The following is a 15,850-nucleotide window of genomic DNA, read 5'->3' as shown; positions in this document are numbered from 1 at the left end:
GAGGTTGTTCGCTTGGAGTGAATTATTCATTGAGAAGGCAAAGGGAAAAATCGGGGGCTCCCCTACGAGCGAAGGGATCGTCCCCTAGAACCACGTCAGGGTCTTACCGATATTGTTTCCCGTCGAGTATCCATAAAATGCAGCCACAACGGGCTAGGGGACGAGATGAGTTTTTCGGGAACGAAGTGGCAGGGCGCGAATATCACCAATACACGGTAACGATTTGCGGTGCTGTTTTCTGAGCCTGGGAGACTGAGGTGCGCATCAAAGCGCCGAGACGAAGCTGATCCTGGCCTGCATTCACTTTGTAGGCGGCCACGCCAGTGCAATTTCGGTGCTCGACCTGGTACAGGCCGGCATTGGCACGGCTCGATACCTCACAGCCTGGCTGGATCGAAATCGAGATCGACATCTGACCTTTGGCCTCGCCGGCATTGGCGAATGGAGAACCCATCACAACCAGCCAACCCACCATGACCAAGCTCAATTTACGGTGCATAGGCGCCCCAAATGAACATTGCGGATCAAATGGCATCCTTGCCGATTCATCAGCAGGGAGCTGATGAACGCCGCCAGTCTATCGCACCAAGGCCAATTGCCATCACCCAATCCGACTAGTGGCTCTTTGTTTTTTTGTAACGCGCTGCTGCCCAACGAACTTACGCAGGCGATATCGAGCTGTCTCGTTGGGCTGACGCGGTTGATAGCCAAAAAAACCTTAGCCAGTTTGGCTTCATTCATCGATTCGTAATCACTTGCAGTGCCGAGTCGCCACAACATGTCATGAGGATCAGACGATGCGAAACAACGGCCCGGTCAGCAACACCGAGCGAAGCTTTCCGGCCAATCAGCGGCTGATCTCTGCAACCGATACGCAGGGGAAAATCCTCTATTGCAACGATGAGTTCGTTGCAATCAGTGGCTATTCACGCGCCGAGCTGATCGGCAGCGATCATAACCTGGTTCGCCACCCGGACATGCCACCTGCTGTATTCGGGGCAATGTGGGGCTATCTGAAAGCCGGCAAGAGCTGGATGGGCGTGGTCAAGAATCGGTGCAAGAACGGCGACTTCTATTGGGTCAGCGCCTACGTCACACCGATCCTTGATGACGGCAAGCTGACCGGATTCGAGTCGGTTCGGTTCAAGCCGACTGCTGAGCAAGTGGCGCAAGCTGCGGCCCTGTACGGGCGACTGCGTGCTGGCCAGCCAGCGGTATCCATTGGCCGACGGGCCAAGGGTTGGGCCCGAGCATTCATGCTGCCCATGGGCGCGGCGGCGTTGGCTGCGGGCGGTATTTTCTGGTTACCGCCTGCAATAGAAGTCATCGTCACGCTGGGGCTCTTCTTCGCCCTGGGCTTGAGCTGCCAGGCGGCTGCCGAGCGTCAGTTGGAGCGGATACTCCAACGCGTCCCGGAGGCTTTTACCGATCCGGTCGTTGCGCTCACATACACACAGCAACACGGTAATGCTGCGCGGATTGAGATGGCGCTTATCAGCGAGGACGCACGTCTGCGCACGGCACTGACGCGACTGTCCGATCTTGCCGGTCAGGTGGAGAGCGCATCGGCCGAAACCTCGCTGCTTGCCAGTCAGACCGAATACGACCTTCGCCAGCAGCGCGGCGAAACCGAAATGACCGCTACAGCCGTCACTCAAATGACCGCGTCGATCACTGAAGTAGCCAGCCATGTGCAGCAGACCGCGGTTGAGGCGAGATCTGCGAATAGCCTTGCAGGTGAAGGCGACAAGGTCGCGGCCAGTTCACGCAAGGCAATGGAGTTGCTCGCCAACACTGTTAGCAATATTGGCAACTCAGTGAACGAGCTCGCGGGTGAAACCCAGCAGATCATGTCCGCCGCCGGGATGATTCAGAGTATCGCCGAACAGACCAACCTACTCGCGCTAAACGCTGCCATCGAGGCGGCGCGTGCCGGTGAGCAAGGCAGAGGCTTCGCCGTCGTGGCGGATGAAGTACGTGCTCTGGCCAGTAAGACTCGCGACTCGACGCAGCAGATCCAGGCCATCATCCAATCACTGACCAGCAAAGCTGATGAAGCCGTCACGATTTCCAAGGTTGGCGACAAGGAAGCGGCGCTGGGCCTCACCCAGGTCATAGAGGCACAGCAGGCGCTGCAAGGTATCCGTGACGCTGTCAATCGAATCACCGGCATGAGCCAACAGATGGCCGCCGCGGCGGATGAACAGGCGCATGTGGCTGAAGACATCGCGCGTCAGGTCACCAGCATTGCGGTCACGACCGACAGAAACGTCAGTAAGGCTGATTTGACGATGCAGCGTGGGCGAGAGCTGGAGGGCGCCGCTCGCGGACTGCGCGCTCTGGTCGAGCGCTTCAACCGCTGATTACAATGCTGGGTGATGGAAGCGGCGTGAATGCGCTCAACGTGCTCGGCTCAGTTGTAGTCGGCTGAAGAGTCCGCTGACGTAGGGCCGCTACCGGGCCAGAAGCTGCCATTCATATCAGACGGCTTTCGACCCATAACCGCCCTTGGCCGCGCGTCTGACTTATTGCGTTGGTGATAGTTACCCACGCTCCAAGCAGGCTTGTAGCCAGCTCCGTATCAACGGCGGCACCCGCGCGTCGAGCGCTACCCGTTCAGGCTGAAACAAAGTAGCGACGAGCATCCTCCATTTGCTAACTCGACTATCCGTACTTCATCGTCCCCATCCCATCCCATCCCATCCCATCCCATCCCATCCCATCCCATCCGGTGCCGCGCAGAGGGCCATCAAGCAGTGCAGCTGCAAACTCTTGATTGAGCCCATACGGACAGCGGTAAACCCTCTTCGATACTAGAAGTGCCATAAGCCGGAGCAGTACGGGAGCCTTCGGCCAATCGAATTGATTGTCGGGCCTCTACCAAGGTGCAACTGCGTGGCGCAACTACAGCCCGCCCCCCTTAGCTAGGCAGTTCGCGATGTCGGATCTGAGTATTGCCCAATCTTATCAGCGAGCCTCGGCACGCAGCGGCGCGGCTTGCCTGCGCAAGTACAGCACCTGCGCCGTTACACCAACGACAAGAGCAAGCAACAAGCTGACCTGAGCACCGACCAGCACCGGCGAATGCAGGTCGGTAACGAAGGGGTGGCCATCCGGCACACGGCGCAGCACCTCAGAGACCATGGGCAGCATTAAAAAGAACGCCGTCGCGCTGAGCAAAATGGTTTCCAGGTACACCCCTGCGCGGCCGAGTACACCTATCCGCCCTACTCCATAGCCGGCCAGCAGCAACACCAGGGTGAGCACAGCGATGGCATCGCTCACCGGCTGCTTGGCGATCAGAAACACCGAGCCGGCGCCCAGCAGCATAAATAGCAGATAAGCCAGGCCGGGCTTGGACCGGGGAACGATGCGTCCGTGGCGCGCGAACATATAAGCGGCTAGCGGAATGGCGGGCAGGCTACCCAGCGTATGCACCCAGCCAAGGGTAGATATTCCGAACATTGAGAATTTCCTTCTGATTGGATGATTGGCATAGTTCTTCGCTGCCAAGGCGGCGCTGGGGCGCTCTGACCAAGCGCCGCAGTGGGCTATGCTTGGGGCCTACGTTAGTCAAAGCGCGGGCAGCTCTACATGACCAATTCACCGGAACACTTGACCATTCTTCCGGAAATGCAGCTAGAAGGTATCGCCACCGGCGACCTGCTATCCCAGGTACTGGCGCAAATGCGCCTGACCGGTGACCGCGTTTACTCCTCCTCCCTCGGACCCGGCGAACCTCTGGCGCTGGACTGCAACAGCGCCCACGTGTGCCTGGTGCAAAGCGGCCGGCTGCAGATTCAGCGCGACGACGACCCCGCCACGCTGCTGGAACCCGGCGATATTTTCCTGCTGCCCCACACGCTGGAAAAATTGGAGCTCACCGCTTGCGATCCCACCACAGTCACCATCTGCCGTTTCTGGTTCGATGCCGGCAGCTTTCGCGCCATGCTATTTGCCCTGCCCTGGCTGATTCATATCAAGCAGGCCGACGCGGCGCCGTGGTCCGAAGGCTTGTTGCATTTCATGCTGCTGGAAGCCCACGACGTGCAACCGGGCGGTGCATTGATGGTGTCGCGATTGATTGACCTCACCGTTATCCGCGTGCTGCGCACCTGGGTTCAGCAAGGCGCCGCGTCCGGGTGGCTGGGCGGTTTATCCGATGCCCGCATCGCCCGTGTGCTCAGGGCCATTCATGAACAGCCCAGGCAACAGTGGCGCATCGAGGCGCTGGCAAAGCTGGCAGGTATGTCGCGCTCCAGTTTCTGTGACCGCTTCAGCGCTCTGGTCGGGCGAGCGCCCCTGCGCTATCAGAACGAATGGCGGCTGACGCTGGCCAAAACCATGCTGGCCACGCAGAACAGCCGGATCGGCGACGTTGGCTTTGCGGTGGGTTATGAGTCTGAGGCGGCATTCAGCCGCGCCTATAAAGCGTTTTTCGGTCGCTCGCCCCGTAGTGAACGATGCGCTTGAGATGGCAAACAGACCGAGGTCCTACCTAGATAAGGGGTCTGTTTTCCACCGGCTGAAATCGGCTCACGTTTAACAGCCTAATGCGTGGCTAAGCGTGCCGCCTAAGCTGCGCACGAAACCACAGCGCATCGCCCAAAACCTCAGATTGTTATTCGAACGTCAGCTTCGCCCCAGCGTAGATCGTGCGGCCTGGGGCGGGCTCGTAGTAGCGACCGAAGTTATCGTTGATGCGCAGGTTGTCGTAGTAGTCGCGGTCCAGCAGGTTGTCGATGCCGATGTAAGGCTCCCACCGTTGATCGCCCCACACCAGCCGCCAGCCCAAGCGGGCGTTGGTTACCGCATAGCCGGCAACGCGGTCGAGGTTGGCATTGTCCGCGTATTGATGGTCATAGGCATTGACGTTGACTCGTGCGTACCAGTCGTCGCGGTCATAGCTGACTTCGGCAAACAGGCTTTGCTTCGGAATCCCGGGGATGCGGTTGCCCTCATAGCCCTGGAACTGGTCGAAACTGTAACGGTTGTAGCTCCAGGCCCCGGTCAATCGCCAATAGCGTCCCAGCAACCAATCCCCGCTGAGCTCGATGCCGTCGCGGCTAGAGCGACCCGCGTTGGTGTAGAAGGTGCGTCCGTCGACTTCCGGGATCAACTCGTCTTCGATGCGCATGCTGTAAAGCACCGCTTCGTAGCGCAATCCGGGATGTTCACCCTTAAAGCCGATTTCGCGATTAACCGACTGCGCCGCGCCGAGCGATGGGTTGAAGCCGCCCCCGGTTGGGTTGGCCATTTCGTTGATCGTCGGCGTCTCGAACGATGTCGCGTAGCGCACGTACGCCACATGATGGGCGTCCAGTTGCCGGCTCAGGCCCAGGCTGTAATTCCAGTCGTCCAGGTTGCGTTCGCCCGAGGCATCGCCGTCGCTCAAGTAGCGGTCCTTCGCCTCGAGCCGCACGCTGTCATAGCGCACGCCTGCGGTGAGCAACCAGGCATCGCCCAGGTTCACCTGATCCTCGATAAATACCCCCCGACTGTCCGCCGTTTCGCGCTGGCGCTGAGTCAGGGCACCGGTGATGCCGCCAGGCAGGTTGTCGTTGCGGGAGCGCTCGTCCCGCTGGCTTTCCAGGTCCATCCCGACGGTTAACTGATGGGGTAAGCCTGCCAGCTCACGGTGGAAGGTGCGCTGGGCGCCCACCCCGGCGAACCAGCGGTCATAGGCTGTCTGGCCGTTGGCCTGCAACGGGAGACGGTTGCTGAACTCGCGCTGGCCGTAATAACTGCGCAACTGGTAGGTATCGTCGCCTGCGGCCTGGCCATCCCAGACCAGCGAAAGGCGCTGCTGCTGAACGGTCTCGTCTGAATCGAACTGAAGACTCTGCGGCCGCGCCTGGGAACGATCTGCCCGGACCTGGTCCAGGGTCAGCCCACCGGGATCCTCGGCCCGGTTGTCGATCGCATGCAGGGTGAGCCCGAGCGTCCCGCCCTCCCCTTGCCAACGCAGCTTGCCGGTGAGGTGGTTAGTTTCTGCGGTCCCGTGGGTGCGATAGCCGTCGAGCTGTGTTGCGTTGACCGCCAGCAAGGCGCCCAGCGATCCGGCGCTGCCACTGGTTTCCGCGCGCATGCGGCGATAGCCCAGTTCGCCGCCGGTCACCTCGACCTGAGTGCGCGGCGTGTCGCCCGGTTGCCGAGTCTGAATCGCCAGGACGCCACCGGCGGCATTGCCGTAAATGGTCGACGAGGGGCCGCGAATCACCTCGATTCGCTCCACCAGCGAGGTATCCAGACCATCCATTTCAGTCTGCCCGTCAGGCATGGTCAGGGGCACCCCGTCGACCAGCACCCGCACGCCGCGAACGCCAAAACTGGAACGGGAACCGAAGCCGCGAATCGACAAGCGCATGCCCTGAGCCAGGTTATAGCGGCTCTGCGGAAGCGCGCCCGGCACAGGCCCGAGCAAGCTGTCGAGGCTGAGCAGCTGTTCGCCCGGGTGGTCCTGTGCCGTCACGGCGGACACCGCCATCGGCAAGGTAAACCAGTCGGACTCTGCGCGCGGCGAACTCACCACCAAGGGGTCGAGCGTAAGCGGTTCACTTGTCTGCGCGAGCACGGGTCCGGTTGCCAACGAGAGCGATCCGGCAAGAAACAGTCGATACATGGTTGAGCCTTGTTGTTATTGAGTAACGTCGCAGTCGCCGATCTTGTTGCAAGGCAACCGCTCGAGAGCCCTGACCGACAGGACGCGATTGACAGCCTGGGACCTGGCGCACCGGAACGCGCGTTTCAAAGTACAGAAACCACCCGATGCGGAAAACCCTGCAGATGCCTGCGCGCCATCCACGCAACGCACATGCCAAGCAAGCCTTGAGACATCACCGATTGCGCGTTTGCACCTCCGACACAGCCCGCCGGCCGCCTTTTCTATTGACTTGGCGGGCCGTTCTGAGTCGCGACCTCTGCATCCAGACTGCCACCAAGTGCCTAGGACGCATCGCGCCCCTGTCGCAGCGACGCGACAGTTGTCGCAGCGGTGCAACGGTTCGGGTGCGACAGGCCGCTTCAGCCGCGATGCCCGCTGGCTGCGCAAAGCCTCGCCGCCACTGGCGTTGCAGCCAAATCTGAACGCCTGGCACAGCGGTTGCTCTCCCTTGAAAGACCTGCCCCACGGGGCGGCCCAACCAATAACAAGAGAGAGCCTGCGATGAATCACCTAGATCCCTACCTGGGCCCGCGGCCCGCGACCCTGCTCGGCGCCAGCCTGGCAGCGCTACTGTTCTTCCCCGTGCACGCCGCCGAAGTTGATGGCAAACGCATCGCCAATGCCGACGCGGAGCCCGGCAACTGGATGAGCCACGGCCGCGACTATGGCGAGCAACGCTTCAGCCCGCTGAAAAAGATCACCGACGAAAACGTCGACGAACTCGGGCTGGCCTGGAGCTACAAGCTCGACATCGACCGCGGCGTGGAAGCCACGCCCATCGTCGTCGACGGCGTGATGTATACCACCGGGCCGTTCTCCATCGTCTACGCGCTGGACGCACGCACCGGCAAGGAAATCTGGAAGTACGACCCCAAGTCCGACCGCTCCCGCGCGGGTGAGGCCTGCTGCGATGCGATCAACCGCGGCGTCGCCGTGTGGAAAGGCAAGGTCTATGTCGGCGTGCTCGACGGTCGCCTGGAAGCCATCGATGCCAAGACCGGCGAGCGTGTCTGGTCGGTCGACACCCGCTACGACAAGGCCCGCAGCTACTCCATCACCGGCGCGCCACGTGTGGTCAACGGCAAGGTGGTAATCGGCAACGGCGGCGCCGAGTTCGGCGTGCGCGGCTACGTCACCGCCTACGACGCCGAGAGCGGCGACCAGGCCTGGCGGTTCTTCACTGTGCCGGGCGATCCGGACAAGCCGGCCGAAGGCAAGGGCATGGAAATCGCCAAGAAGACCTGGCACGGCCGCGCCTTCGTCGAACAGGGCGGCGGCGGTACCGCCTGGGACTCCTTTGCCTACGACCCGGAGCTGAACCTGCTCTACATCGGTGTCGGCAATGGTTCGCTGTGGGACCCGATCTGGCGCAGCGAGGGCAAGGGCGACAATCTCTTCCTCTCCTCCATCGTCGCGGTCGACGCCGACACCGGCGAGTACGTCTGGCACTACCAGACCACCCCGGGCGACGCCTGGGACTACACCGCTACCCAGCACATGATCCTGGCTGACCTGGAGATCAAGGGCAAACAGCGCAAGGTGCTCATGCAGGCGCCGAAGAACGGCTTCTTCTACGTCATCGATCGGGCCACGGGTGAGCTGCTGTCAGCCGAGAACATCGTGCCGATCAACTGGGCCAAGGGCGTCGACCTCAAAACCGGCCGCCCCATCGTCGACGACGAGGCGGCGGCCTATTGGAAGGGCGAGAAAAAGGCCAAGCTGGTCCAGCCCGGCTTCTGGGGGGCGCACGACTGGCACCCCATGTCCTACAACCCGAACACCGGGCTGGTCTACATCCCTGCACACATCATGTCCGCCTGGTACGAGCACGTGCCGGATGCGCCGGCGCGCAACAAGTTCAAGAGCATGTACCAGCTGGGCCTGAAGACCGGAATGATGCCTGAGGACCCTGAAGGTCTCGGCAAGTACGCCGACACCTGGTCCGGCAAGCTGATTGCCTGGGACCCGGTCAAGCAACAACAGGCGTGGGAAGTGCCCTACGTCACCATCTTCAACGGCGGCACCCTGAGCACCGCCGGCAACCTGGTGTTCGAAGGCAGCGCCGATGGGCGCGTGATTGCCTACGCCGCCGACACCGGCAAGAAGCTCTGGGAGCAGCCCGCTGCCAGCGGTGTGATGGCCGCACCTATCAGCTACAGCGTGGACGGCGAACAGTACGTGACCTTCATGGCGGGCTGGGGCGGTGCCTTCTCTACCTTTGCCGGCGCCCTGTCGCTGCGCGCCGGCGTGCAGCCCTACGCTCAAGTACTGACCTACAAGCTCGGCGGCGCCGCCGAACTGCAGGAACCGGCACCGCGTGAAGATGCACCCAAGCCACCACCATTGACTGCCGACGCGGCTACGGTCGAGGCCGGCGCCAAGCTGTACGACGGCTACTGCTCGCAATGCCACGGTATCCACGCGGTCAGCGGCGGCGTGCTGCCGGACCTGCGCATGCTCGCCCCGGAAAAGCATGAGCAGTTCCTAGGCATTCTCCACGGCGCGCGCATTCCCGATGGCATGCCGTCGTTTGCCGAGGCGTTCAGCATGGACCAGATGGAGCAGATCCATCAGTACCTGATCAAGCGTGCCCACGACCGCGTCGAGCACGGCCCGAACGACCTGCCGCAGCCGACTCAGAAAACGGCCAGCAACTGACTCCCAGGAGACCGATATGACTGACGCAACGACCTACCAGAACTACATCGACGGCGCCTTTGTCGCCTGCGACAACCTCATCGAAGTGCGCAATCCTGCGACCGGCGCGGTGCTTTCCCGGGTGCCCGAATCCGATGCCACGACCGCCGAACGCGCCATCGCGGCTGCTCGCGCTGCGCAAAAAGGCTGGAGCCAGAAGCCCGCCATTGAGCGTGCGGGTCACTTGCGCGCCATCGCCAGCAAGATCCGCCAGAACGCCGACCGGCTAGCCCGCGTCATCACCGAGGAAGGCGGCAAGATCCAGAGCCTGGCGCTGGTCGAAGTCAACTTCACCGCCGACTACCTCGACTACATGGCCGAGTGGGCACGGCGCATTGAAGGCGAAATCATCACCAGCGACCGGCCGGGCGAGAACATCTTCCTGTTCCGCAAGCCGCTAGGCGTGGTCGCCGGCATCCTGCCGTGGAACTTCCCGTTCTTCCTGATCGCCCGGAAGATGGCGCCCGCCCTGGTGACCGGCAACACCATCGTCATCAAGCCCAGCGAGGAGACGCCAAACAACTGCTTCGAATTCGCCAAACTGGTGGCCGAGACCGACCTACCCAAAGGTGTGTTCAACGTGGTCTGCGGCAGCGGCGCCGGCGTCGGCAGCGCGCTGACCACCAGCGACAAGATCGACATGATCAGCTTCACCGGCAGCGTCGGCACCGGCCAGCGAATCATGGCTGCCGCGGCTCAAAACGTCACCAAGCTCAACCTGGAGCTGGGCGGCAAGGCCCCGGCAATCGTGATGAACGACGCAGACCTGGACCTGGCCGTCACCGCCATTCGCGCTTCTCGCATCATCAACACCGGGCAGGTCTGCAACTGCGCCGAGCGCGTCTACGTGCAGCGCGGCGTGGCCGAGCAGTTCATCGAGCGCATCGCCGGCGCCCTGGCCGAGACGCGCTACGGCGATCCCATCGCCCAGGCGGACGTGGAAATGGGCCCGCTGATTAACGAGGCCGGGCTGCGCAAAGTGGAGCAGATGGTGCGTACTGCACAGAGCCAGGGCGCGCAGGTGATCACCGGCGGCGCTGTGGCAGACCTGGGCAAGGGCTTCCACTACCAGCCGACGTTGCTCGCCAACTGCTCGCACGACATGGAGATCATGCGCCAGGAAGTCTTTGGCCCGGTACTGCCGGTGCAGATCATCGACGACCTGGACGAAGCCATCGCCCTGGCCAACGACTGCGAGTACGGCCTGACCTCCTCCATCTACACCCGCGACCTCTCCACCGCGATGAAGGCCGCGGCTGGTCTGGACTTCGGCGAAACCTACATCAACCGAGAGAACTTCGAAGCGATGCAAGGCTTCCACGCCGGGGTGCGCAAGTCCGGCATCGGTGGCGCCGACGGCAAGCACGGCCTGTACGAGTACACCCATACCCATGCGGTGTATGTGCAGAGCTGAGTGACTTGAGCTGACCAAGAACCCCGCCTCGGCGGGGTTCTTTTTATGCGATCGAGCAACGACTAGCGCCAGACCCTAGGGTGGGCCGAGGGGCGCTCCGCTTCAGTCCATCGAAGACACCGAGTCGTCTGCGAACCATCACTTGCGCAGCGCGGTGAGACCGTAACGATGCAGCTTGCGATAAAAGGTGGCGCGGTTGATGCCGAGGGAACGAGCGGCCGACGTGACATTGCCGCCGTGCTGCTCAAGTGTCGCTTGCAGATGGGCCGCTTCGGCAGCGTCTCGGGTTGTCTCCAGCGACTGCGCGACGGATGACCGCTCCGCGGGCACCGACATGATCTCCGGCGGCAGACAATCGAGACCGATCATACCGTCGTCCGCCAACGCGACTGCACAACGCAGCACGTTGATCAGCTGGCGCACGTTGCCAGGCCACCCATACGCGGCCAGACGCTCCATCGCCTCGGCGGTCAGCTCGACGTACTCATTCCCGGCCTCACGTCCCAGAACGCGACGGATAAGCCCCGCGCGATCCGCCCGGTCGCGCAAGGCGGGCAGCCTGACCGTCAATCCGTTGAGTCGGTAATAGAGGTCCTCACGAAACTCGCCCGAGGCCACCATGGCCGGCAGGTCGCGGTGCGTCGCGCATACCAGCTGCACGTTCAACGGCACCGGTGTTGCGGCGCCCAGCGGCACCAGCTCCCGCTCGGCCAGCACGCGTAGCAGCCGCGTCTGCAGATGCGCCGGCATATCGCCGATCTCGTCGAGGAACAGCGTCCCGCCATTGGCCTGTTCCAGCTTGCCTTTCATCCCCTGACGGCTAGCGCCGGTAAAGGTACCGGCGCGATAGCCGAACAGCTCGCTCTCGATCAGCGACTCCGGGATCGCCGCGCAATTGAGCGCAACAAAGGGCCCCCTGGCGCGCGCGCTGGCGTGATGGATTGCCCGTGCAAACGCTTCCTTGCCGGTGCCGGTCTCGCCGGTCAGCAACAGCGGAATGTCCCGATCAAGTACGCGCCGCAGCTTCTGGACCGAGCGTTGCAGACCTGAGTCCTCCCCGGCCAAGTGTTCAAGCGTTGGCTCTGCCGGAACGACGCTCAGGCCACGCTCGTTCCTGGCGCGCCGCGCGGCGGTGGCCGGCATACGCAGCGTGACCTCCAGTGCGGGCCCGCTGGCCAACCGTAGATTCGCGGCGCGCTGGCCACCCTGCGTCAGGGTTATCAGCTCATCCAGGGACGTCGACAAGACATCCTGAACCGTCGCCCCCAGCAGCGCGCTCCCTTGGTCAGCGGCCACAAAAGCCGCGCGGTTGGCTCCGAGAATTCGGCCCGCCGCATCAAGCGCCACCAACCGCTCATTGCCCAGGTCGCCAGCATCGCCGCCCATGGTCAGCATCGCGCAACTGGCATAGCGCTGGCGGAAGCTGGCGTTTTCGATAAGTCGCGCGTACAGGCTCACCAACTGGAGCGTCAGATACTGCGCCTGCTTCGGCCCGCCGCTGTTCAGACACGAGGCATTGAGACACCCCAGCAACGCACCCTGGGGATCGAACAGCGGCGCCACCGAGCAACTCAACATGGCGTTGCTGCTTAGAAAATGCTCGTCCCGATGGATGATCAAGGGCTGGCAGGCAGCCAACCCCGTTCCGATACCGTTGGTCCCTACCAACGACTCGTCCCAGCAGCTGCCAGCCACCAGCCCCGAGTCCGCATAGGGGCTGTGCTGACCGGGCAGCTGCGCGGCGAGCGTTATACCCCGGCGATCACTGAGCAGCACCGCAAACCCCGCCGGGTTCAGACGCCGCGACAGCCCTTCCACACCTTGGCTCGCAATGGCCAGAAAGTCATGGTGCTCCTCTTGATGCAGGCGGATCTCGTGTTGCTCAAGCTGAACATGGGAGGCAGGTTGAGTCGGATCGAGCCCGTGCTCGTGGACGCTGCGGTACCAGGATTCCGCAATCAGCCGATCCGGAGTCGGTCCTCGACCGGCGAAATGGGTGGCGACGAATGCAGACAGTTCGGCTGGAAGTTCTGATGACTGACGCGCGATCATGCGGGACTCCAAACAAGGCGCCGAGTCGGGCCATGCGTAATTGTTCGTATCGGCGGCGGGAACAGCCAAAACCAAGCCTAGCACGGCCGCTAAAGGACGGGCTGCCCACCTGCCGGGAGAGCTTCGTGCTTAGCGCTGCCGGAGCGCTTTCTCGGTGGAAAGGTGCCACTTTCGGCCACCAGCAGCCGGTCGCAACAGCCTGCAATAGATAGGCGCCGCACCTTACTGATACCCCAAGAAATCGAGCGCCGAACAGGTCACCGCGACCAAGGCTGCGCTACCCGAGCGGCGGAGGTGGCGAATATTTCTCACCCCTGCGGACCTTGATGACGTGCCCCTCGTTTCGCTGTTCAAGGGCGCCCTCACCTACCAGCAGCTTGCTACCCGCTTGCACTCGGTCGCATTAGTCAGACGATCCGGCCGCCTTCCTGGTGCGCTGCGCCTTTAGATATTGCTCGCCTAGCAAAACAACCAGCCCGCTCAGCACGATGATGACGGTACCGATCCAGCTCCACAGATTTGGCAGCTCGGCAAAAAGCAGGTAGCCCAGCAGACTCGCACCGACGATTTGAAGGTAAGTGAATGGCGCGACAAACGGCGCGGGGGCCACTTCGAATGCGCGTACCAGGCAGTAGTGCCCGCTACCGCCAAGAACCCCCATGCTGATCAGCAACCCAAGATGCACCAGATTGTCCGGAGACTGCCAGAAGAATGGAAGCATCAGGCTCGTCAATACGAACCCAGCGGCGGCCATGTATGTATTGGACGTTTCCGGTGTGTCATGGCTGGCGAGCTTGCGCGACAGAATTTGCGTAAGCGCTGAGGTACAAGCACTGAAGAGCACCAGCAACACGGCAGGATGAAAGGCGTCGCCACCCGGCTGGATGACAACCAGCGCCCCAACGAACCCACAGATCACCGCGACTGTTTTCAACAGGCTTACCTGCTCGCCCAGCATGAATGGGGCCAGCACCAGCACCACCATAGGCGCCGTGAAACTCACCGCAGCCGCGGTCGCCACCGGCACGTACTGAAGCGCACAGAACATCAGAAAGGAGGTCAAGCAGAACAGCAACGACCGCACGATTTGCAGCCAGGGGCGTTGAGAGCGAAACAGCGCCGGTCCTTTGCGCGGCGCGAACACTGCCAGCATGAACACCACATGGCCGAAATACCGGCACCACAGCAATTGAATGACCGGGTAGAACACGCCGAGGTATTTCACTTCCGCGTTCAGCAGCGGAATCAGAATCGCCGCAGCCAACATGAATGCCACCGCGGTCACGAACGGGCTGCGCTTCGGCTCCACCTGCCCCTCCAGAGCTACATCTTCACGTGCCGTCAGCATGAGCCGCTCCTGATCAGCTTGTTCTAGCGTTGTTGTGAGGCTTGTCCGCATCGAAGTCAACAGTCACTTCGCCCGACCCTTCAACGGACTACCAACGCAGGCTCGACGTTCGGATGGATGTGAGATGGCCAACTGGCCGAGGGGTACCGCTGCATGCTGCGCAACTTCAAAACTTCCCTGTCATTTGCCGCAATTCAGCCGGAGGATGTGGTTGGCAACCAGTCCCGAGCCCCAAGCACTACTCTGCCCGGAAGCTCCAAACTAATTGCACCATTCTTACCGCCAGGACCAGGTAAAACACCCACAGTAATAGCTGAAGTAGCTTGTGGTAACGCATCCGGGCGACACGGTGCAATCCATCACTGATGGTGAGAAACATTAAACACGCAGATATCACGAGTAGCCCCGCGCCGGTCACCCGTGTACTTACCAGGCCGAGCATCACCGGCTGCTCTGCGTGCAGAGCACTGGTACCCGCTGCAAAAAGAAGTGCACATACCAATAGGTTCTTTACGTTGTCAAAAACCTTGGTGCAAAGGTCTTTTTCCAAAAGGTTCAGGTAAAACAGCCATAGCTTCTTCATGCTTGACCTTTTCGCGCCTATGCATCTGCCCTAATAGTTTTATTAGATATCAACATGTGATCGCCGAACAGATAGGCTCGACAGCTCACGACGCTGTCTTCCGCCATGTCCAGATTAATTGGCTTCATACCGATTATTGACGAAAGCATTAACGTCTTCCCCCAAACCCTTTATTGCCGATCTGAAATCATTGGCGGTAATCGCCTGGCGACTGCTCCCTAAGGTATCGCCAAGAACCTTTCGCACGATTTTTACAACCGGTTGCCCCGTTGCAGCATCGAGAAGATCGGCTTCTACATACAGTTCAGTATTCTGGTCACGATAACCCGCTGCGCCTGAAACTGCGCCGGCCACTGCTGTTACGGGCAATACTTCGTACCACTGCATACCTTCGTTAGAGGCGGTCACGCCTGTGATCGCGGCGTTCAAAACCAAGGTACGGGAGTTTGCAGGCGCGGCGTCTGCGCTAGGCACAATGGTATATTTCTGAGCCAATGCATTGCTTACGCTTGTGCTTGTTAGTGACTGAAGTTCCCGCAAGGTTTGTAAATTGATGCGCTCATCTGGCTTCGGCTCCGGGTAGAGCTCGAGTTGATCAAACGCGACTGTGTCGTAGGCGTCGGGGTTGAATCCCTCGGCTACCCAACGCATGACAGGCTGACCGTTTGCCGAAGTGGTCTGCTTCAAGCCTTCGTAGCTAGGCAAAAAGCCAGAGTATTGCTCTTCTTCCGTAATTTTCGAAGCACACCCACCGAGCATAATATTGCTCAGGACAACGCTTATCAAAAACGCTTTTGGCATGTTCATTCAACTCTCTCCGGTTATTGTCGCTCTAACAACACGTGCAAAGGTGTACCTATAGCAATGTGGCCCCGCGCCCTAGTCTTCGTTAATGCATTTGAAAGACTTGGCGGCCTACCTCCAATTGAAACTTTCTGGTCGAGAACGGTACTTGCTGCACAAGCGAAGCACCGCCAATTAAGTACGTTTGCACACAGCTCGACATGTGCCGCTCATTTTTACCCGGCTAAACACGCCAGCTGTTTTTACGCCTCACCGCAAGTAATGGATGCCTACGAGTGCGAATGTGGC

Annotated in this window: 11 protein-coding genes; 4 read left to right on the top strand and 7 right to left on the bottom strand. The window is 61.1% G+C overall.

Annotation, left to right across the window (positions count from 1 at the left end; genetic code table 11):
• Nucleotides 1-202: 202 nt before the first annotated feature.
• Nucleotides 203-499, bottom strand: coding sequence for a hypothetical protein (locus tag CH92_RS09500; RefSeq protein ID WP_038622943.1), 297 nt, complete (start codon nucleotides 497-499; stop codon nucleotides 203-205).
• 298 nt (nucleotides 500-797) lie between these two features.
• Between CH92_RS09500 and CH92_RS09495 the strand changes: the two genes are divergently transcribed.
• Entirely contained in the window at nucleotides 798-2,363 is a 1,566-nt protein-coding gene (locus tag CH92_RS09495) for a methyl-accepting chemotaxis protein (RefSeq protein WP_025241541.1), read from the top strand.
• 604 nt (nucleotides 2,364-2,967) lie between these two features.
• On the opposite strand, the gene CH92_RS09490 is transcribed toward CH92_RS09495, so the two are convergent.
• Nucleotides 2,968-3,465: a hypothetical protein gene (locus CH92_RS09490; RefSeq protein ID WP_025241540.1), complete on the bottom strand. Its 498-nt coding sequence runs from the start codon at nucleotides 3,463-3,465 to the stop codon at nucleotides 2,968-2,970.
• Between the two features lie 129 nt (nucleotides 3,466-3,594).
• Between CH92_RS09490 and CH92_RS09485 the strand changes: the two genes are divergently transcribed.
• Entirely contained in the window at nucleotides 3,595-4,473 is an 879-nt protein-coding gene (locus CH92_RS09485; protein WP_025241539.1) for an AraC family transcriptional regulator, read from the top strand.
• Nucleotides 4,474-4,621: 148 nt separating this feature from the next.
• Here the strand turns inward: CH92_RS09485 and CH92_RS09480 are convergent, their stop codons facing one another.
• A complete protein-coding gene (locus tag CH92_RS09480) occupies nucleotides 4,622-6,622 on the bottom strand; it encodes a TonB-dependent receptor family protein (RefSeq protein WP_025241538.1) in 2,001 nt (666 codons plus the stop codon).
• Between the two features lie 543 nt (nucleotides 6,623-7,165).
• Between CH92_RS09480 and CH92_RS09475 the strand changes: the two genes are divergently transcribed.
• Together CH92_RS09475 and aldA are read left to right on the top strand one after the other, a co-directional pair.
• Nucleotides 7,166-9,322, top strand: coding sequence for a PQQ-dependent dehydrogenase, methanol/ethanol family (locus CH92_RS09475; protein ID WP_025241537.1), 2,157 nt, complete (start codon nucleotides 7,166-7,168; stop codon nucleotides 9,320-9,322).
• A 16-nt stretch (nucleotides 9,323-9,338) separates the two neighbouring features.
• Nucleotides 9,339-10,775 carry an aldehyde dehydrogenase gene (gene aldA / locus CH92_RS09470; RefSeq protein ID WP_025241536.1) on the top strand — a complete coding sequence of 479 codons (1,437 nt, stop codon included), beginning with the start codon at nucleotides 9,339-9,341 and terminating at the stop codon, nucleotides 10,773-10,775.
• A 138-nt stretch (nucleotides 10,776-10,913) separates the two neighbouring features.
• Here the strand turns inward: aldA and CH92_RS09465 are convergent, their stop codons facing one another.
• From CH92_RS09465 to CH92_RS09450, 4 genes are all read right to left on the bottom strand, one after another.
• A complete protein-coding gene (locus CH92_RS09465; RefSeq protein ID WP_025241535.1) occupies nucleotides 10,914-12,827 on the bottom strand; it encodes a sigma-54-dependent Fis family transcriptional regulator in 1,914 nt (637 codons plus the stop codon).
• Between the two features lie 403 nt (nucleotides 12,828-13,230).
• On the bottom strand, nucleotides 13,231-14,175 hold the full coding sequence (locus CH92_RS09460; RefSeq protein WP_025241534.1) for a DMT family transporter: 945 nt from the start codon (nucleotides 14,173-14,175) through the stop codon (nucleotides 13,231-13,233).
• Nucleotides 14,176-14,413: 238 nt separating this feature from the next.
• Nucleotides 14,414-14,758: a hypothetical protein gene (locus tag CH92_RS09455; RefSeq protein WP_025241533.1), complete on the bottom strand. Its 345-nt coding sequence runs from the start codon at nucleotides 14,756-14,758 to the stop codon at nucleotides 14,414-14,416.
• Nucleotides 14,759-14,872: 114 nt separating this feature from the next.
• A complete protein-coding gene (locus CH92_RS09450; RefSeq protein ID WP_025241532.1) occupies nucleotides 14,873-15,565 on the bottom strand; it encodes a DUF3313 domain-containing protein in 693 nt (230 codons plus the stop codon).
• Between the last annotated feature and the right edge of the window lie 285 nt (nucleotides 15,566-15,850).

The organism is Stutzerimonas stutzeri, assembly GCF_000590475.1.
GTDB classification, from domain to species: Bacteria; Pseudomonadota; Gammaproteobacteria; order Pseudomonadales; family Pseudomonadaceae; genus Stutzerimonas; species Stutzerimonas stutzeri_D.
The sequence above is the reverse complement of the archived record's forward strand: the minus strand, read 5'-3'. Positions and strand labels throughout refer to the sequence as shown.

Bases quoted from the DNA above. Each gene is read 5' to 3' on its own strand.
- CH92_RS09450 (WP_025241532.1), bottom strand. From the start codon at position 15,565: ATGAACATGCCAAAAGCGTTTTTGATAAGCGTTGTCCTGAGCAATATT.
- aldA (WP_025241536.1), top strand. From the start codon at position 9,339: ATGACTGACGCAACGACCTACCAGAACTACATCGACGGCGCCTTTGTC.
- CH92_RS09475 (WP_025241537.1), top strand. From the start codon at position 7,166: ATGAATCACCTAGATCCCTACCTGGGCCCGCGGCCCGCGACCCTGCTC.
- CH92_RS09455 (WP_025241533.1), bottom strand. From the start codon at position 14,758: ATGAAGAAGCTATGGCTGTTTTACCTGAACCTTTTGGAAAAAGACCTT.
- CH92_RS09495 (WP_025241541.1), top strand. From the start codon at position 798: ATGCGAAACAACGGCCCGGTCAGCAACACCGAGCGAAGCTTTCCGGCC.
- CH92_RS09465 (WP_025241535.1), bottom strand. From the start codon at position 12,827: ATGATCGCGCGTCAGTCATCAGAACTTCCAGCCGAACTGTCTGCATTC.
- CH92_RS09480 (WP_025241538.1), bottom strand. From the start codon at position 6,622: ATGTATCGACTGTTTCTTGCCGGATCGCTCTCGTTGGCAACCGGACCC.
- CH92_RS09460 (WP_025241534.1), bottom strand. From the start codon at position 14,175: ATGCTGACGGCACGTGAAGATGTAGCTCTGGAGGGGCAGGTGGAGCCG.
- CH92_RS09485 (WP_025241539.1), top strand. From the start codon at position 3,595: ATGACCAATTCACCGGAACACTTGACCATTCTTCCGGAAATGCAGCTA.
- CH92_RS09500 (WP_038622943.1), bottom strand. From the start codon at position 499: ATGCACCGTAAATTGAGCTTGGTCATGGTGGGTTGGCTGGTTGTGATG.
- CH92_RS09490 (WP_025241540.1), bottom strand. From the start codon at position 3,465: ATGTTCGGAATATCTACCCTTGGCTGGGTGCATACGCTGGGTAGCCTG.